The sequence below is a fragment of the Brevibacterium sp. RIT 803 genome (assembly GCF_016892625.1).
In the GTDB taxonomy this organism is placed as follows: domain Bacteria; phylum Actinomycetota; class Actinomycetes; order Actinomycetales; family Brevibacteriaceae; genus Brevibacterium.
Window position 1 is genome coordinate 1121170 of the sequence record NZ_JAFEMW010000001.1, and the last position, 19473, is coordinate 1140642.

Genomic DNA, 19473 nt, shown 5'->3' on the forward strand with positions numbered 1-19473 from the left:
ACTGATTGAAACCCTGTGCGTCCCGCGGTCATGTGAGTTCCTCGGGGTTGCGGAACTTGGTGCTCGCACCTTTGACCGAGCGATTCCACAGCCAGGTGATCGCCCAGAGGACAACGCCGATCCCGATCAGCGCCACCGCAATCTGGTATTGGATGAGTTCGTCGAGGCGAGCCCACGGTCCGACGAGGAAGGAGCAGGAGAACAGTCCGATCCAGGGCAGATAGGTCGGTGCTTTGAAGTGCTCGTGCTCAACCGGCTTCTTCCGCAGGATCAGCACAGCGACGTTGACGACGGCGAACACTGCGAGCAGCAGCAGTGATGTCGTACCGCCCAGGGACGCGGTCACCGTCTCCGGCAGCAGCGTGGTCACAGCGATGATGAGAGCGAAGGCGATGAGAGTCGTGAAGAGGATCGACACCCAGGGCGAACGACGGCCGCGCAGCACCTTCGCGAATACGGGCGGAAGCACGTTCTGCTTCGACATTCCATACAGCAGACGGCTGGCCATGAGCATGTTGATGAGTGCGGAGTTCGCGACTGCGAACATCGTCATGAACGGGAAGATCAGATCAATAGGAAGCCCTGGAGCACCGGCTCTGACGACCTCCAGCAGCGGCGTCTCGCTCTCGGAGAGTTTGCCGATCGGCACCGCGGCCACTGCCACCAGCGAGACGAGCACGTAGATCACGCCGGTGATCGACAGCCCGGTGAGCATGATCTTCGGAAAGACTCTCGGGTCCTTGGTCTCCTCGACCATGTTCACCGAATCCTCGAAGCCGACCATGGAGAAGAAGGCCAACGAGGTCGCACCGGTGATCGCGAGGAACACGCCCTTGTCGTCCGCGGTTTCGAAGATCAGCACACGCGAGAAATCGGCACTGCCGGATCCCAGTGCGAAGAAGCCGACCAGGATGACGAGCAGCAGGCCGCTGAGTTCGATCATCGTCAGCACGACGTTGAACCAGACGCTCTCGCCCACACCGCGCAGATTGATCGCGGCGATGACGGCCAGGAAGCCGAGCGCGATCCACATGACTCCAGTGCCGGAGACGTCCCAACCGAAACCGGCCACCATATTGGCCGCGAAGACATTCGAAGCTGTCGACGCCGAGGTGATACCTGAGCTGAGGACGGCAAAGGCGACGAGGAACGTCACGAAGTGGATCCCGAACGCCTTGTGCGTGTACAGCGCGGCACCGGCTGCGGTCGGGTACTTGGTGACGAGCTCCATATAGGAGAATGCCGTGATCAGCGCAACGGCGAACGCCAGGATGACCGGAGCCCAACCGGCACCGCCGACCTGCCCTGCCACCTTGCCCGTCAGAGCGTAGACACCTGTTCCCAGGATGTCTCCGACGATGAAGAGAAGCAGGAGCTTGGGCCCCATGACCCGCTTCAAGGTCTCCGGTTGATGCTCGGCCCCCGGGCCCGCCGCAGTGGTGTTCTGGCTGTGACTCACGATGTTTCCTCCGTGTTCGCCCGTGATCGCAGCCGTGCGATCACTGGTGTTTGCTGCGGACCACGTCGAGGAAGGCCGTCAGGAGCGCCTTAGCCTCCCGCTGACTGTCCTCACCGCGTTCCTCTGCTTGTTCCAACAGGGTCTCTTTATTAAAGCCCAATTCTTGCAGTTTGTCCGCGTCCCAGTTGCGTATGTTCTGCCCTGACGACTCGGGATGGAACTGCGTGCCCCATGCGTTGCCGATTCTAAATGCTTGGAACCGGCAGGCGGTGCTGGTTGCCAACAGTGTCGCCTCGGGCGGAAGGTCGACAATCCGGTCGACATGACTTTCAACGAAGGCCGCGCGATTGCTGATCGCGGAGAACACCGGATCCTGCGCCGCGTCTGCGGTCATATCGATCCAGGTGTACCCCTTCTCCGGCGCGCCTGTCTGCGCCCGCACATCCCCGCCGATGACATGGGCGATGAGCTGTCCGCCCAGGCAGATGCCGAACTGCGGCAGATCCGTCTCCAGCGCGTGTCGTGACAGCCGCGCCTCGGCCTCCAGCCAAGGCGCCCTATCAGTTTCATCGGGCATGTATCCGCCGCCGAGCATGATCAGACCGTCGTAGTCGCTGAGCTCACTCGGTTCCGGCAGGTGCGAGACACCGCCGATGCGCAGATCGAACTCGATGTTCTCGCTGATCATCCACTGTGTGAGCAGTCCCGGCTGGGATTCGATGTGGTTGACGATGACGAGGAGCCGAGTCATGACGCCTGCCCCGCCGAGGTCCCCAGGAAGCGGGTATAGGCGTCCTCGTGTGCTTCGAGGACCCGCATCGCATTGTCGAAGCCGAGCTTGTGCAGATCGGAGGCCGACCAACCACGAGAGCTCAGTTCCGAGAACAGTGCCGGGTACTGCCCGGCGTCGCCGAGTCCGGTCGGCAGCTCATCGACACCGCAGATGTCGCCGCCGAGGCCGATATGGTCGACTCCGATCCGTTCGCGTACGTAGTCGCAGTGATCAGCGACATCGGCCACGGTCACTTCGGGGGCGGTGCCGTTCTCCCCGGCATCCGCCCATTCGCGGCGCGCGTTCGAGACGAAGGAGGGCACGAAGGTCATCATCGCCACTCCCCCGTTGCCGGGCACCCGGTCGAGGACGTCGTCGGGAATGTTGCGCGGATGCGGGTTGAGCCCGAACGCGCACGAATGGCTGAAGATCACCGGCAGGGTCGTAATGTCCAGGGACTGGTGCATCACGCTGGGCGCGACGTGGGAAAGGTCGACGATCATGCCGATCCGATTCATCTCTGCCACGACCTCACGGCCAAAGGCACTTAAGCCCCCGTGCTGCGGTTCGTCCGTGGCCGAATCCGCCCAGGAGTGAGTCGTCGACCAGGTCAGGGTCATGTACCGGGATCCAGCGCGCGCATAGGAACGAAGCACGGCCAGGGATTCATCGATCTGCTGTCCGCCTTCGACGCCCATCAGGGAGGCCACCTTTCCGGCCTCGCGGGCGGCGACCACCTCGGCGGCGGTGCGGGTGAACTGGAGTCGTTCCGGGTAGCTCGTGACGACGCGCTGCACTGCGTCGATCTGTTCCCACGTCGCCTTGATCGCGTCCGCGCCGGTGATCGAGGAATGGACGTAGACCGACCAGTACTGTGCGGCAACGCTGCCCGCGCGCAGCTGGTCCATCGTGGTGAAGGGCGAGACACTGGGGTCGTTGAGTCCCTCAACGCTGTAGTCGCGCTCCTCCCGCAGATACCAGGCGAGGTCGTTGTGCCCGTCGAAGACGTCGATTGTCATGAGTGTGCTCCTTCAGTTCGGATGATCGTCCTGTTCGGATGATCGTCGGTGGGTTGGGTGGAAATCTGTGCGGTCTCAGGCACCGAATCACGCTCATCATCCGATACCCGACATCAGCTGCGCCGACCACAGTCCGAGGAAGGTTCCGGAAAACGTTCCGATGAGTGCGAAGAGCACGCCCACCGGCACCAGCTGACGGTTGAAAGCACCCGCGACCACCGGCGCCGAGGCGATTCCTCCGATGTTCGCGGTGCTGGCCACGGCAATGCTGAACAGCTCGGTCTTCGTCAGCTTCGCATAGACGAGCATGATGATGATGTGGACGAGGAGCACGATCACGCCGGCGACCAGATAGATCGGGGCTTCGGCCAGCGAGGTGAAGTCGGATCCGGAGGCGATGATGCCGATGATGAGGTAGAGCATTATGGTCGCAAGCTGATTCGAACCCGCGGCCCGCCCCCACCGAGTCGACCCGATGAAGAGGCCAAGGATACTCACGATGAGGATCGTCCAGGCCGAGGCATTGATCACCGTGCCCACTTCCGGAAGCATAACGCCGGCCTTGGCCGCCAAGGCGGAGACCAGCAGGGAGAAACCCAGCAGACCGAAGATCGAGGACAGGGTCATCGGCTTCTCCTCCTCGTCGGTCACCCGATCGGCGAAGTCGAACTTCGAGGTGTCTGCCTTCGTCCATCTGTTGAACTTATCGGAGACGGCGACCGAAGAGAAGATGAGGAGCAGCCAGAAGGAGTAGAGGACGGTGTCGACGATGAGCACATAGCCGAAGATGGCCTCCGGAGCCTCAAGAATATTCTGAACGGCGACCATATTCGCCGAACCGCCGGTCCATGACGCATTGAGCGCACCGAGTGCCTTCCATGATTCGGGAGCCACAGCCGAATGCACGATCAGGTAGGCGACGATGAAGCCGATCATGATGCTCGCAGCCGTCACCACGAAGGTCAGCAGCAGTTTCGGTCCGAGCCGGATGATCTGGCGCACATCGCATTTGAAGAGCAGAAGCAGGATCATCGCCGGCAGCAGTGCGTCCTGCAACCCGTCGCCGACGCTGTCGATCGCGTCGTGGTCGAACATGCCGACGGTGTTGAGCAGGGCCGCCACGATATAGAGGAAGACGAACCCGGGGACATACTTGAATACTTTGAACTTCCCGCTGCGATCGGCAACGACGAGAACCGCCGAAATCGCCAGCAGCAGGCTGATGAATAGAAAACCGTCCGTAATCACAAACGACACTCCTTCAGGTGGATTGGACCGCGTCGGACTGCCCTCGGTCCATTCCACGAGGTGCAGGCGCAGTGCGCGGTGAAGCCATGTGCGGTTGTCGATTGGATCCGGTCCGGTGGGGACCCAGGCAATCTTGGTGGTCGAGGAGTCGTCTCAGCTAGAGGTTGGGAGCTCGTGGTACTTCTTCGCGGCGTTGTTCACCGCGACGATGAGTGCCTTCTGGGAGGACCCGTGATACCTGGCTGTGATCGAATCCGTGAGTCGACCGGTGTCCCTGATGTCTGCGTCGATGAACAGGCTCCTGATGAACTTCCTTGTCAGGGCCAACGTCGCCGAGCAGTCGACATCGAGGACTCGATGTGTCTCCGCCTCGATCTCGAAGGCGATGTAGAACAATCCGTACTGTGCCATGATCGGGTTGTTCGACGGTGCTTTCGCTTCGCCTGTGAGGTAGATCGAGGAGGTCATAGGACATCAACGATACTCGAGGAACGGCGTGTGAGCGTGCGTATTCTCGAGCCGACTGAATGCTCATCGATGTCCGGTTTCTCAGAGGAATCGGTGAATCGCCTCCCCCGCTTCGCGCATGATGGGCATGACGTCGACGACCCGGTCCGTGCCCTTCTCCCAGTTCGCGAACACGGCGTAGGCGACCCGCCGGGTCGGTGTCATGGCGATCCCGGAGTCGGCGCGGATCGTCCCGTTCGTGCCGGTCTTGTTCCAGACCCACACGTCGCGCTGATAGTTGTAGTGGGCCAGAGGATCGAGATCGAACGCCGAGGCGACCATCGAGGTGTCCGCGCCGGCTCCCAGCCAGCGACGGTAGATCTCGTTCGTCGACTCGTCCCAGAATTCGTCCTCTGCATGACGGGCCATGAAGTCGCTGAGCTCGGCCGCAGTGCCCGTCGACAGTGTTCGCGGCGCCTTGGCCGGTCGGGGCCAGCGGAGGAAATCATGGAGGCCTGAGTTCCGGTATCCCAGATCCTCGACCTGGCGGGCGACGTTGTCGAGGCCGATGCGACGGATGAGGACGTTGGTCGCGAAGTTGTCGCTGAAGGCTCCGACGAGCACAGCCACGTCATAGACGCTCAGATCGTCCTGTTCCATGAGGTACCAGATGCCGGACTCGTCGACTCGCTCCGAGGGACGCCTGGACAACCGCTCCTGCAGATTGAGATGGCCGTTGACGTGCATCTGCAAGGCCGTGTGCAGGAGGAACACCTTGCCCATGCTGGCGGTGTCGAGTTCATCGTTCTCATTGTGGGCGAATACGCGTTCGCCGCTGTCGGTGTCGAAGGCCAGGGCGCTGAAGCGCACCCCCGGCAGCCGGTCGAAGCCCACGCTGCCCATGTTCGACGGTGTCCCTTGGTGCCACGGTGTCCCTTGGTTCATGCTCTCACTCTTCACGTTCATGTCATCTGTCACCTCATCTGTCATCGTGCGATTTCCTCATCTCCATCGACAGCTGCAAGCACCACGGGCCGCCCATGCCTCGTCGACCCACATTTGTGGTCTGCCCCGGGCCGGAGCCTCGAGCGTGACGGATACTCCCAGTGGAGTGCTCGGAGCATCGGGGTCATGCCCGAAGCCCATCTCGCTCACGATCGGTATGCCCGCCTCGCCCAGATAGTCCATGATCAGGGCCTCGACCTCGTCGACCTCCGCACAGTCCTGCCAGGAGCCCAACACCACTGCGTCGGCCGAGTCGAACCAGCCGCCGCGAACGAGCTGCACCAGCAGATTGTCGAGTCGGTAGAGCTCCTCCTCAACATCCTCGAGCATGAGGATCGAAGGCCCACTGCGTTCACGCAGCGCACGCACCCCTGCCAACTCCGGACTTCCCATCCCGGCCGCGACCAGACTGAGGTTTCCCCCGCCGAGGCGGCCCCTCGCCGTCCCCGGAACCAAGGTTCGCGCCCGGCTCAGCGGGCGAGGGGACGCCGAGCTCGCGTCGATCGGCGCCGTCCTCTCGCCTGCCTGCGGTTGCCCCGCAGGGAACCCGAGTTCGCGGCCACCCCAGGGTTCAAACAGCCAGGCAGCCACCTCGGCGGGGACGACCGTGGAGTTCTTGAACGGATCGTTTCCGACCATCGGACAGAACAGCGTCGCCACCGACATGTGATGGTCCCAGGCCTGATGCAGCGCTGTGATGTCCGAAGAGCCGGTCAGCAGCTTGGGGCGGCCGTCGGGTCGCAGGGCATGCTTGCGCATGAGGGCAAAGTCGATGCCGTCGAGCAGACGCATCGCTCCGAATCCGCCACGCAGTGCAATGACCGCTGCGGCGTCCGGATCGCACCATGCCTCGACGAGGTCAGTTCGGCGCTGTTCGTCTGTTCCCGCCAGGTACTTCACGCGTGGGTGACGAGCGCGGACGTTGTCACCGACGACCACACGCAGCCCCCAGGATTCGAGCTGGGCGATCGCCCGCAGCAGCGACTCTTCGTCTGTGGGTCCCGACGGTGCGATGAGACGGACGGTGTCGCCGTCCTGCAGCGGAGCGGTGTCGAGGTACGGGCTGACGCTCGCCTGCGCCAGCCCACTGCTACCTTGCGCCGGGCCGCTGGCTGCCGACGCGGGCGGACGCGAGACAGAACTTGAGGTTGAGCTAGGGCTAGGGCTATTCATGCGTGACCAGACTCTGACTTCCCAATCGGGGAACTGCGGCGAGGAGTTCCTGCGTGTATGCGTGCTGCGGGTTCGCCAGCACGGTGTCAACAGCGCCGTACTCGACGATCTCGCCCTTCTTCATCACGGCCACGGTATCGGCGATGTTCCACGCCAGACCGAGGTCGTGGGTGATGATCAGGGCGCTCATCCCCAGGTTCTTCTTCAGCGCCAGGAACAGGGAGAGGATCTCCCCGCGCACGGAGGCATCGAGGGAGGCGACGGGTTCATCGGCGATGAGCACCTGCGGGTCGAGGGCGAGCGCTCCGGCGATGACGACCCTCTGCCGCTGTCCACCGGAGAGCTCCTGCGGAATCGACTCCAGGTAGTCGGCCGCGGGAGTCAGCTCGGCGGCTTCCAGCGCCCCGATGACGCGCGCGTATTCGTCGTCGGTGAGCTTCTGCACGCGCAGGCCTTCGACGACGGCCTCATAGACGCTGCGCTTCGGGTTGAGCGAGCCCGAGGGGTCCTGGAGGATCATCTGCACCTGTCGACGGAAGGTCCGCAGCGCCTTCGCCTTCTTCGGCAGGGCTTTGCCAGCGAACTCCATCTGCGAGCCCGAATCCACCTCCTGCAGACCGAGCAGAGACCTGGCCAGGGTCGTCTTGCCTGACCCGGACTGGCCGACGACGGCGAGGATCTCGGCCTTGTGCAACGCCAGATCGACGTCGCGCACGGCCCGTTCCCTGCCCTGGCGGGTGTCGAAGGAGACGTTGAGGTTCTTGGCCTCGAGGACCACCTCGTCGGTCATCGTGAACGGTTCGGCCCGGCGCACCTCGGCGGGCTTGAGGGTTCGGGGATTCATCCGCGACTCCACGTCGCCGATCTGCGGGAACGCACCGGCCAGCTGCTTCGTATACTCCTCCTGCGGCGACAGGCACACCTGGTCGCTGGGACCGTACTCGACAAGCCTGCCATAGCGCATGATCGCGAGATTCTCACACACTGCGGAGAGCACGGCGAGGTCGTGGCTGATCATGAGCAGCGAGATCCCGCGTTCGGCCACCAGCTTCGCCAGGCCCACGAGAATCTGCTTCTGCACGATGACGTCGAGGGCGGTGGTCGGTTCGTCGGCGATGATGATGTCCGGTTCACAGGCCAGGGCCATGGCGATCATGATCCGCTGCTTCTGCCCACCGGAGAGCTCATGCGGATACGCCACGGCCTTGCTCGGATCGAGGTCGACCTCCTCGAGGAGTTCGAACATCCGGTCTCGCCGTCTTGCCGGCGTCGTCCAGGTGCCCTTCGCATGGTGTTCGAGGGCCTCGATGATCTGTCCGCCCACCTCGCGCACGGGGTTGAGCGAGTGCAAGGCGCCTTGGAAGACGATCGAGGCCTGCGCCCAGCGCACCGCCCGGATCTCACCGAAGCTGAGATCCTTGATGTCCTTTCCGCCGAGGCTGACCTGCCCGTCGATCTGCGCGGACTTGGGCAGCAGGCGCAGGACCGACATGATCAACGTGGACTTGCCCGAGCCGGACTCCCCGGCGATGCCGAGAGTGGCCCCGGTGGGCAAGTCGAGGCTGATGTCGCTGACGGCGGTGACGTCGCCGCGGGCCGAAGCCGAACGATAGGTGATCGAGACCTTGTCAAAGCTGAGGTCGGTCATCAGCGGCTCCTCAGGGCTGGGTTGATGATGGCTTCGAACGCGCGCCCGACCATCGTGAAGGCGAGCACCACGAGCAGGATCGCGATGCCAGGTGTGAGCACGTACCACCAGTAGCCCGAGGTCGCGGCGGAGATGTCCATCGAGTTCTTCAGAATCGTTCCCCACGACTCCTTGCTCGTGTCCCCCAGGCCCAGGAAGGACAGGGTCGATTCGGCGATGATCGCGCTGCCGACCGTCAGTGTCGTGTTCGCCAGCACCAGCGGCATCACCGCGGGCAGCATGTGCTTGAACAGGATGTGGCTATGCCCGGCGCCGAGGATGCGCGCCCTTTCGATGTAGAGCCGAGACTCAACGCTCAAGGTCTGGGAGCGCACGATGCGTGCCGTCGATGCCCAGGAGGTCAGCCCGATCGCGATGACGATTGTGAAGACGCCCCGTTCGAGGACCGAAGACAAGACGATCGCCAGCAGCAGCGAAGGCAGGACGATGAAGAAGTCGATGATGCGCATGACGATTGCGCCGAAGAGTCCGGAGAAGTGTCCGGCCGCCAGACCCATCACGGTGCCGATGACCATCGACATCACCGTGGCGGCGACGCCGACGAGGATGGACACTCGGGCGCCCCAGAGGATGCGGACCCAGAGTTCGCGGCCCAGATCGTCGGTTCCCAGCGGGTGGGCAAGGCTCGGCGGGGCGTAGCGGGGCACGTCGAGCTGCTTCGTCACATCGAGCATCGAGGCGGGGGCGATGAACGGGGCGAAGATCGCGATGAGGATGAAGAAGACGAGCACGATCGAACCGACCATCGCGGGGATGTCGGAGCGGAACAGGGACCAGTTCTTCTTGGCGTTGTTGAGTCGGCGTTCACGGACGAGCTTCGCGCCGTCGATGACGGGAGGCTGCGTCGCCGAGGAGGTGCGTGGGTTCGGTTCGGGGGCGTTCGCCTCGGCGGTGGTGTCGTTCTCAGGCATCAGGCCCTCCTGACTCGTGGATCCAGGAACCGGTAGACGATGTCGGCCGCCAGATTCATGACGATGATGATGGCCGAGAACACCACGAAGGTGCCCTGCAGCAGAGGCAGGTCCGGCCCGCTGATGGCTTCGAACGTCAGCTTGCCCAGGCCCGGCCAGGAGAATACGGCCTCGACGGTGACCGCACCGGCGATGAGTCCGCCGATGTGCATGAACACGACGGTGACCGTGGGCAGAAGAGCGTTGGGTACGGCGTGTTTCCTACGCACTTCGTCCTCGGTCAGGCCCTTGGCCCGAGCTGTGGTCAGGTAGTCCTCGCTCATCTCTTCGATGAGGGAGGCGCGCATGACCATGAGGAACTGTGCGTAGACGACGGCCACCATGGTGATGACCGGCAGGATCAGGTGCTTGATGATGTCGACGATGCCGGCCAATGACCAGGGGTCCAGTCCGGGCGTGATCATGCCGCCGGTGGGCAGCCATTGCAGGGTGCCGCCGAAGATCATGAGGAGGATGAGACCCAGCCAGAAGGTGGGCACCGACCAGAACACGAGCGAGGTTGAGGAGGCGATCTTGTCGAAGAGCGAATTGCGGCGCCAGGCCGAGAGCTGGCCCAGCCACAGGCCCAGTCCGATGGCGATGACGGCGGCCGTGGCCGTGAGCAGGAGCGTGGGTCCCAGGTACTCGCCGATGAGCGCGGCGACGGGTTTGCGGTAGACGTAGCTTTCGCCGAAGTCACCGGTGAAGATGCCGACCAGGTAGTCCCAGAATTGGACGATGACCGGCTTGTCGAGACCGTACTGGCTACGCAGCTCGGCGATCTGTGCCGGGCTCATCGGGCGTTCCTTGGCGATCTTGAGGACCGGGTCGCCGGGCAGCATACGGAAGGCGAAGAAGCCGAGGACGATGACAAGGATCATCGAGGTCAGTGCGCCGCCGAGCTTGCGCAGGAGATAGCTGACGAACGAAGCGCCCTTCGGCGGTTCGTCCATGTCGCGGCCGGGACCTCCGGAGATGCCGGAGCCTCCTGGGTCGGGGCCGCCCGCAGGGGTGGGGAGATCGTGCGTCGGTGTTGTCACTGGGAAACTCCTGGTCTCACTGAGGAAGCAGGTGGTGCAGGGAACATCGTCGGGTGGGTTGGGATGACGGGGACCATCGTCGGCGAGCGCCATGGGTACGACACTCGCCGACGATGGTTGTCGGTGCTGGGACTATTCGCGATCGTCGGACTTCTTGCGACGGCTGATCAGGAAGCCGCCTCCGCCGATGACCACGATGGCTGCGACGGCGATGCCGATCCAGCCGCCTGCTCCCATGCCGCCGCCCTCACCGGAAGCATCCTCCGCACTGGCAGGTTCGACCGAGGAGTATCCCCAATAGCCGACCTGGTTGGCGATGATGCCGCCTTCGGACGGCTGCTTGGTGAAACCGGTGAACCGGTCGGAGCGGAAGGCCTCGAGCTGGTTCGGGTACCACAGCGTGATCGAAGCAGCGTCCTCGTAGTGCTGAGCCAGCGCCTGGTGGACCAGGTCGGCGCGTTTGCCCTCATCGAGTTCGACGTGCTGCTGCTGGTAGAGCTTGTCGAAGTCCTTATTGCAGTACCCGTCCTGGCTGGTGCCGCCGTTGCCGTCGGCGTCGGGGCGCGAATCACAGGTGTTGATGAACAACTGGTAGTCGGGGTCCGGGCCGAGCGACCATCCCGAGTAGTACATGTCGTAGTCACCCTTGGTGGTGCGTTCGGACACGGTGTCGACGTCGCTGGCCTCATTCTTGAGACTGATGCCGATGTCCTTCATCCACGGCTTGAGGAACTTCGCCGTGTTCTGTTCGACCGTGGCGTCGGAGTCGGTGAGGAAGCGCAGCTGAAGCTTCTCGCCGTCCTTCTCGCGGATGCCGTCGGAGCCTTCCTTCCAACCTGCGTCGTCGAGGAGCTTTTTCGCCTTCTCGACGTCGAAGCCGGAGATCGCCGGATCGTCTTTGGGCAGCGCCCACGTCTCGTACACGGATGGCACGAAGCTTGTGGCAGGCTGTCCGTAGTCCTGCAGCACCTGATCACGCAGTGTGTCGATGTCGATGCCTGCACGGATGGCTTGGCGGACCTTCTTGTCCTTCAGCGCCTCATTGCCGGTGCCGAATTCCTTGTCCTCGGCGTCGGCCAGTCCTGAGTTGATGGAGATTCCCTGGAACCTGCGCCCGTTGCCCACGTTGGTCTCGACGTTGTCGGCGCCTTCGATGGCCTTGAACTGCTCGGGAGTCAGTCCGGTGATGAAGTCGACCTCACCAGAGCGGATCGCCTGCACCTGGGCGTCGGAATTCGTGTAGTAGCGGTATTGGATCTCGTCGAGCTTGGGCTCACCGCGCCAGAAGTTGGGGTTGGCCTTGAGCGTGACGGACTTGTTCGCCTCGTAGCTCTCGAGTTGGAAGGGCCCCGAGCCCACGGTCTTCTCATCGTTCTTGAACTCGCCGGGCTTATCGACCTTCGACCAGATGTGTTCGGGAACGACCGGAATCTCCTGGCCCGGGTTGTTCGCCTGCGGGTCCTTCAGAGTGATGACCACGGTCTGGTCGTCCGGGGTTTCAACCTTGTCGAAGTTCTCGACGAGGGCGCCATTGGCAACCGACAGTTCCTCCTTCTCCATCATCTGGTTGTATGTCCACGAGACGTCCTTTGCTGTCAGCGGTTCTCCATCGGACCACTTCATATCGGGACGTATCTTGTACGTCCAGACCTTGCCCTCGGAATCGGTGTCCCATTCGGTGGCGAGACCTTCCGAGACCTGCGTGTCTTCGGCACTGTTGCCGACGAGGTTCTCGTACATGTATTTGAACGTATTCGTCGGCATCAGATAGAACGAGGTGAACGGATTGAACGAGTCGATGAAGCCGTCGGTGGCGATCCTCAGCACCTTGGCATCGTCGGCGGCTTCTGTGGTCTCTGCTTGAGCAGGGGCGGCGGCCATCGAGCCGACGAGTGCCATTGCCGCAAGACCGGCAAGGCACGTTCCCAGCCGCCTGCGCAGCTTATGTTGAGCGAACATCGTTGTCCTTTTTCTCGATTTGGTGATTCAATTATCAGTCGTTGCAGGTGAGAGCCTGCTCACACTTCATCTTAAGTTCTCGGATCGTCAATTCGGGGCAAGCGCGCCCTGTCGTTTCGCGCCATTCTCACCTCCAAGCATCCACGTTGAAAAATGTTTCGGTCTTCCTCTGTCCTCGTCCCCGGGGAATCATCCCTTCCGCAGAACTCGACCACATCTGCGACGAGCTATCGAGCCGTCCTCCACTGCTGCATTTCCATGGATGAGAACTGTCGATACCCCTGTCGCAAGTTGCCAAGGATCGTCATATGTTGCGTTCTGGCGAATCGTGTCGGGATCGAAGATGACGATATCGGCGATTCGTCCGACTTCGACAACGCCTCTGTCAGTGAAGTCCAATCGCTCGGCGGGTTGACTGGTCATTTTCCGAACTGCTTCCTCCAGCGAGATGAGTGCGTCTTCACGTACGTATTTGCCCAATACATGAGCAAAGGTTCCGAAAGATCGAGGATGCGGTTTGCCTGTTCCTGTCGCACTCATCGTCCACCCGTCGCTTGCAACCGATACCAGTGGATGGGCCAGCACCGAGGCGACGTCGTCAGGAGACATCGCGTGGTTGACGATTCCGACGGATGCGTCGTGCGCGACCAGTACTCGTATCGCGGCTTCCTCCGCACTGCAGCCTTCCTGGCGGCCGATCTCAGCTAAGGATCTTCCGATCGTCCAGTAGTATTCAACACCGGTCGAGCCAGGTTCGCCTAGCGAAGCGATCACCACTCCTTCGGGGTCGATATCTCGGCCGAAACGCGAGGCCATGTCTCGTCCGATGCTGAGACGCTGCTGCGGGTCAACGAGCCGTTCGAGGAGCGCCTTCTTGCCACCGTCCAACGCATAGCCAGGCAGTCTGGAGGTCAATCGAGTGCTCGAGGCAGTGTACGGATAGACGTCGGCTTTGATGTCCAGCCCACGTTGCCGGGCTTTTTCGATCCGACTCAGAGCCTCGGCGGTCAGACCGTAATTCTCGGGGCCCATCGACTTAAGATGTGAGATCTCGAGCTTGGCTCCAGCGCGGTCCGCCGTCTCAATCGCTTCTTCCACAGCGTCCAACAGCATGTTCGACTCGTTCCGCATGTGGGTTGAATAGAGCAGACTGTGCTTCGCTGCCTCGGTGACGAGCGCCTCGACTTCCGCAGGACGTGCGTACGAACCAGGGGCGTAGATCAAGCCGCTTGAGAAACCGAAGACTCCCGCGTCCGCCGCGACAGCAACTTGATCGGTCATCTCTTTCAGCTGTGCATCGTCGGGAGCCTCGTCAACTGGTCCCATGACGTAGTTGCGGATGCTCGACAATCCCACCTGCAGGGCGAGATTGATTCCAGGCACAAGTGAGGACACTTCATCCGCGTATCCTTGGGCGTCGCTCCACTCACCGGAGAGGACTGCATCCAGATGGGCGTTATCCCGCTGAACTGCATCTACTGAGCGGGCTGGGAATGGCGAAGACCCGCAATTGCCGACGAGCGCAGTCGTCACTCCTTGCGCAAGCTGGGTCTCAGCTGCAGGAGACGACATGATCGAAAAGTCTGCATGAGAATGAAGATCGATGAATCCGGGAGAGAGCACCTGGCCTCTGGCGTCGAGCACGCGTTGTGCCCGTTTCGACTCGGCATCCGACTTCGCGACAGATCGGTGGCGGTCGTCACCCATCTCGGGGTCGAGTGCCCGCTCAACGAGGGTAATCCGGCCAGCCTCTATGCCCACTTGGCCGGGGAAGCCGGGCCGCCCCGTTCCGTCGACTATTCGTGCGTTGGTGATCAGAAGGTCGAGCATTTCCTACCTGGTTTCGACGAAGAGAATGATGAAATACAGGACACAGGCGGGGACCAGCAGCATCCAGCCGGTGATGAGCATGTTGCGCAGATTGGTCGACCGAGCCAACCCCATCACACCGATCATGTTCCCGTTCGGGAAGGGGCCGTAGGTATCAGCCTTCGATGCGAACAAGAGGACAACGACCCACGAACCCGCGGTGACACCCAGGGTGGCCCCCAGATCACCGAACACCTTATCGAGCAAGACGACCTGTGCGGCGGTTGCCCCCGGAACCCCGACCCATCCCAACAGAGCGATGATGACTGTGAATACGAACGGAGAGGCTGACTGAAGTTGGGAGCCGAACAGGTCCATCACAACATCGAACGGGGCCAGAAGATCGATCACGATGAACAACGCAGCCAGAAGCCAGAAGAGGAGGAAGATGCTGATGACTTGCGAACACCCTCGATAGATCGTCGAGACGATGTCCTGAGGACGCATTCGACTCGCGACAGCGGTGGCGATGCCCAAGACTGGGAGAGCCAAGAGAGGGAAGGTGGTTCCAGCGGAAGTGACGGCGGCGAAGACGACCGATATGGCAAGCAGCACCAGGAAGACTGCGGTGGGAAGCCTCGAATTCGATGACACCGTTTCGGCCCCACCGACTTCTTCGGCAGAGTAGAAATCTCCCTTCTTCGCAGTCCATCGTTGCATCAGCGAAACGATCGGGATCCCGAGGGCCAAAGACAGCAGTGCGATTGGTCCGGCGCCATAGAGAATATATTGACCGTAGTTGACCTCGGCAGCTTCCATAATGGCCACGTTCGAGCCTGCGAATGGAGCGATAGCGAGACCAGCACACCCTCCGATGAAGAGCATCGACGCAGTGGCCGATTTCGTGAAGCCCAATCGCGCGGTGATCGGCAGCAGTATCGGAGCCGCAATGGCGATCGCACCAGCGAGGGTGCCAAGAGATGCCACCAGAATGAGACATGAGATCATCACTCCGAAGACAACGGCATTCTTGCCGCTGCGGCCGAAGACGTGCATGACGGATGACACGATGCTCTGAGCAACCCCGGTTACTTTGAGCACTTCCCCGACTCCGGCGCCGAGCATGATGATGAGGCCAATGATCGTGATCTGATCGGCCAGTGAGTCGCCCAGCAGTGTGCCGATTTCAAGGACACTCATCTTGCCGATGATGAGCCCCGCAGTCACTGAGACGACGGTGGCGACGACAATGTCCATGCCGAGTATCGCCAGGACCGCATATAGGACGATGGGCAGCAGTCCCCACAGGGTGGGACCGTCCGAGACGAAGGCCGCCACGATGGCCAATACGATGCCGAGTCCGGCAAGGGACCATATCAGGTGAGAACGGCGGGGCGACAAGGAAATCTCATAGGCGTTGGAAGATTCGTTCTTGTCGGAACGGAGTGAAGCGGCTTCGTTGCTCGCTTCGTTGCTGTCGGCCATCAAACCCCCAAGCTCTGTGTCTGCCAATCGCTGACCTCGCCCGCTTCGGCGAGAACATCTGCGATGGTCTGTCCGCGCCGGATGAGCGAGAACTCGACCTCTCCCTCGCCGAGGTGGCGGTGGGCATCGGCGCTCACGTCGGGCCGTACCCGGTACCCGAAGACCGGGACCCGCGGGAGCAGGTTGTAGGAGAACGGATTCGAGAAATAGTAGGCGCCGGTATCGGGCACGGCCACGATGTCACCGGCGTCGAGGCGCGGCAGCATTCGGTCGCGGGCCAGGAGGTCACCGGCGAAGCAGGCGGGGCCGGCGACATCGGTAGGTACCGCCTCGGCGGATTTGGGACTGCCGTCTGGGTTGAAGGGCAGGATCCGCAGCGGCCAGTCCGCGGGGGCATAGGCCGTGCGGGTCGCGACCTGGACGCCCGCGTGGGTCATGGCGATGCGCCGACCGCCGGTGACCTTCGCATACTCGACATAGGTGAGAATGGTGCCGGCCTTGGCCAGGAGGGCCCGACCGAATTCGGTGATGATATCAAAGTCGAACAGGCCCGGGACCTGTGCTTCGAGCACGGCCCGGTATTCGGCGAAGGTCGGGGTGATGTCCTCGCCTGCGAAATTCACGGGCAGTCCTCCGCCGATATCGATGCGGGTGACCTGACGGTCGCGTCCGTGGGTATGCGCGGCGCGCGCATTGATCTCCAGTGCCAGTTCGACGACCGCTTCGATGCCTGCAGCGGCCTGGTCGAGGCTGATCCCCTGGGAACCCGAATGGACGTGGATCTGGCTGAGCCAGGGACGTGCCAGATAAGCCTCGATGAGTGCCTCGCGAGCCCCGGGGTCGGCCAGTCCGATGCCGAATTTCGAGGTCTGCGTGGCAGTGGACAGCGCACCGATCGTGCCCGTCCCTGACTGCGGATTGATCCGAACGCCCACCCTCGCCGAGGTGATCCCGGTGGAGCCGCCCACCGGCGCCGAGGTGGTTTGTCCGTCAAGAAGCCCGTCGAGTCGCTCGAGCTCGGCGAAGTTGTCGATGTTCATCGAAACCCCGAGTTCGACGGCGCGCTTGAGCTCACTCATGGTCTTCGCCGGGGAGTCGAAGACGATGTTCTCCGGCGCGAAACCTGCGCTCAGAGCCAGCTCGAGTTCTCCCGGACTGGCAACCTCGCAGCCAGCGCCGGCCTCAGCGTAATAGCGCAGCAGGGGCTGCAGGGGCACGGCCTTGCAGGCAACCGCGTGGAGGACGTCATGATCTCCGGCGAAGGCAGATGTCAGATGCTCATAGGCTGTTTCGATCTGGTCGAAGTCGATGAGCCCGATCACCGGGGTCGAATCATCGAGCTGCGGGATCTGGTCCACTGTGCTGTTCGCGACTGCCTTGATAGCTTGGTCCCGGCTGGCCTGGACCGATGGTCCCGACTGGTTGCTGTGCATACTGTCCTTCGTTCGTGGTGTGCTGCCACTGTAGAACGCGAGCACCAGGATGAACGGACAACAATCTGCCAAACTTTACGGTGGAACCTTGTGAGAATCTCACAGTCCCCAGCCTCGGCGATCAAGAGACGACTGCTGAACGCGAGTAAGCGACGTCAGTCTCGACTCAGGGTCGTTCTCGGTCGAAGACGAGCACCGCGAGCTCAAGCCACAGACGTCCGGACCGATCGGCAGTCGACAGTCCGGTGATCTCTTCGATCCGGCTGAGACGATGCCGCAGCGAATTCGTGTGGACGTGCAGACGACGGGATGCCTCGGCGGAATTGCCGACCGTGGCAAAGTACACCCGCAGGGTCTCCAGCAGCTGCCCCTGGTGCTTCGCATCATGCTCGGCAAGCAGTCGGGCAGGCTCGGTGATGCGAGGCCCTACGGAGCGCAGGGCATCAGCAGCCTCGAGTCCGACGAGCTCGGCTGCGACATCCTCGGCTGTCGCACCGCGGACCATGCTGTGGTCGTCGGCACATGTGGCGCCCGCAGGCTGGTTGCCTGCAGACTGGTTGCCCGCAGTCGTACTGCCTGCAGCTGTGGTCGCGCCACTCTTCGACCGTGTCAGCAGCGCATCGATGACGTACACCGCCTCAGTCCACGATCGATGCACAAGGTCGAGACGTTCGACCGCGACGCCCACCCCGAAGTGCAGCGGCTCGCTCGGAGACAGGGACCGCTGCAGAGCCGAGGCGACATGAGACCTGATGTCGGCGGCTTTCATTTCTTCGCTCATGTGCACGAGCACGGCCAGATGACCGTCCGATCCGACGTGGGCGAGCACGGCGTCGGCGAAGGCGGCCCGCAGATGAAACCTCAGCACGGGCTCTCGGTCGGGGACCACCTCGGCGAAGGCCAGGGTTGCATAGTGCCCGGAGAATGGCAGCGCGAGCAGGGTCGCGGCCGGCCCGAGGTCCGGGGAACCACCGAGGATCGAACCGAGGGCCTCGCGACGGATCCGCTTCTCGAACGGGGAACGTCGCAGGGTCCGCAGCATGACCGGCAGTGCGGCTCGGGCCGCATCGCGGAGGACATCGCGCAGTGACGCGGGATCCACCGAATCCGGGTAGGCAGCCCAGATTGTGCCGAGCAGCTCGCCCTCGCTGCGCAGTGCGATCACCGAACGGGCAGGAGTGGAGCCCGCGGCTTGTCTCTCGACGACATCGGTCGAGTGGCGGACGACGTCGAGGAATCCGGACTCCTCAAGCTCAGCAATCCGCCATTGAGGAATCGCGCCCGAGAGGATCGTCTCTCGTCGAATGTCATCGATCTCATCGCCGAGGTTGGAGTGCGCGAGCACACGCGACGCCGGGTCCTCGATCGTGATCGACGCACCCGTCATCTCCGCGATGACCGCGGCCAGCGCGCTGAGATCATCGACGTCGGGCCAAGCCAGGGCGCTCGCGGCACCCTCGTTGAGCTGTCGCAGATGGACGAGGACCTCGGACCAGGTCACGCCCGTGGACCGCTCGAGCAGAATGGGCAGCCCTGAGGCAGATGTCCCCTCACCGAGGTGGGTATGCGTTCCCGGCGGCACAATGAGTGCCGCGGCACCGGCCAATCGTGAGCGGATCGCGTTGAGTCCGGCCACACCGTCTACGGCTTCGGTGACGAGGACGACGGCCCCCGCGAGTCCAGCAGGAGACCCGAGAGCAGCAGCCGAGCTTCGCAGGTCGAGGTCGAGTTCGATGCGAGTCACCTCGACGTCGATTTCGGTCTGAGTCAGGGGAAGCAGAAACCCCGCGGTCTCCCGCAACAGGCGGGAGACACGTAGGGCATTCGTTTCACTCATACACCCACTGTAGTCAACAGTGCACCCGCACACCCCGCGGGCCGGTCATCTGCCGACCTCGTGACCCGGTCGTCTGCCGAACCCGCTTGCGCTTCAGATATTCCGCAGTTGGACGGGGATCGATCGCCG

At 62.6% G+C, this 19473-nt stretch carries 15 protein-coding genes; all 15 read right to left on the minus strand.

The features are described from left to right. Window positions 1-28: 28 nt before the first annotated feature. Window positions 29-1459: an APC family permease gene (locus JTF07_RS05125; protein ID WP_353843877.1), complete on the minus strand. Its 1431-nt coding sequence runs from the start codon at window positions 1457-1459 to the stop codon at window positions 29-31. 40 nt (window positions 1460-1499) lie between these two features. Beyond that, complete coding sequence (locus JTF07_RS05130) at window positions 1500-2210, minus strand: type 1 glutamine amidotransferase (protein WP_204233182.1); 711 nt, start codon at window positions 2208-2210, stop codon at window positions 1500-1502. Then, window positions 2207-3250 (minus strand): dipeptidase, encoded by a 1044-nt coding sequence (locus JTF07_RS05135; protein WP_204233183.1) that lies wholly within the window; start codon window positions 3248-3250, stop codon window positions 2207-2209. The genes JTF07_RS05130 and JTF07_RS05135 overlap by 4 nt, the downstream gene beginning before the upstream one ends. A gap of 96 nt (window positions 3251-3346) precedes the next feature. Beyond that, window positions 3347-4498 (minus strand): DUF819 family protein, encoded by a 1152-nt coding sequence (locus JTF07_RS05140; protein ID WP_204233184.1) that lies wholly within the window; start codon window positions 4496-4498, stop codon window positions 3347-3349. 153 nt (window positions 4499-4651) lie between these two features. Beyond that, complete coding sequence (locus tag JTF07_RS05145; RefSeq protein WP_143920635.1) at window positions 4652-4966, minus strand: DUF3870 domain-containing protein; 315 nt, start codon at window positions 4964-4966, stop codon at window positions 4652-4654. 81 nt (window positions 4967-5047) lie between these two features. Next, entirely contained in the window at window positions 5048-5890 is an 843-nt protein-coding gene (locus tag JTF07_RS05150) for a serine hydrolase (RefSeq protein WP_252199301.1), read from the minus strand. Between the two features lie 57 nt (window positions 5891-5947). Then, window positions 5948-7123: a S66 peptidase family protein gene (locus JTF07_RS05155; RefSeq protein ID WP_204233186.1), complete on the minus strand. Its 1176-nt coding sequence runs from the start codon at window positions 7121-7123 to the stop codon at window positions 5948-5950. Continuing rightward, window positions 7116-8771, minus strand: coding sequence for an ATP-binding cassette domain-containing protein (locus tag JTF07_RS05160; RefSeq protein ID WP_204233187.1), 1656 nt, complete (start codon window positions 8769-8771; stop codon window positions 7116-7118). The genes JTF07_RS05155 and JTF07_RS05160 overlap by 8 nt, the downstream gene beginning before the upstream one ends. Next, entirely contained in the window at window positions 8771-9742 is a 972-nt protein-coding gene (locus JTF07_RS05165; protein ID WP_252199303.1) for an ABC transporter permease, read from the minus strand. The genes JTF07_RS05160 and JTF07_RS05165 overlap by 1 nt, the downstream gene beginning before the upstream one ends. Then, the gene (locus tag JTF07_RS05170) at window positions 9742-10821 is read right to left on the minus strand and encodes an ABC transporter permease (RefSeq protein ID WP_204233188.1); all 1080 of its coding nucleotides are present in this window, start codon (window positions 10819-10821) and stop codon (window positions 9742-9744) included. The genes JTF07_RS05165 and JTF07_RS05170 overlap by 1 nt, the downstream gene beginning before the upstream one ends. 132 nt (window positions 10822-10953) lie before the next feature. Then, entirely contained in the window at window positions 10954-12780 is a 1827-nt protein-coding gene (locus JTF07_RS05175; protein ID WP_204233189.1) for an ABC transporter substrate-binding protein, read from the minus strand. A gap of 189 nt (window positions 12781-12969) precedes the next feature. Beyond that, window positions 12970-14610 carry an N-acyl-D-amino-acid deacylase family protein gene (locus tag JTF07_RS05180; protein WP_204233190.1) on the minus strand — a complete coding sequence of 547 codons (1641 nt, stop codon included), beginning with the start codon at window positions 14608-14610 and terminating at the stop codon, window positions 12970-12972. A gap of 3 nt (window positions 14611-14613) precedes the next feature. After that, window positions 14614-16074 carry a Na+/H+ antiporter NhaC family protein gene (locus JTF07_RS05185; RefSeq protein ID WP_204233191.1) on the minus strand — a complete coding sequence of 487 codons (1461 nt, stop codon included), beginning with the start codon at window positions 16072-16074 and terminating at the stop codon, window positions 14614-14616. After that, entirely contained in the window at window positions 16074-17507 is a 1434-nt protein-coding gene (locus JTF07_RS05190; protein WP_204233192.1) for a type III PLP-dependent enzyme domain-containing protein, read from the minus strand. The genes JTF07_RS05185 and JTF07_RS05190 overlap by 1 nt, the downstream gene beginning before the upstream one ends. A 166-nt stretch (window positions 17508-17673) precedes the next feature. Next, entirely contained in the window at window positions 17674-19344 is a 1671-nt protein-coding gene (locus JTF07_RS05195) for a PucR family transcriptional regulator (RefSeq protein ID WP_204233193.1), read from the minus strand. Between the last annotated feature and the right edge of the window lie 129 nt (window positions 19345-19473).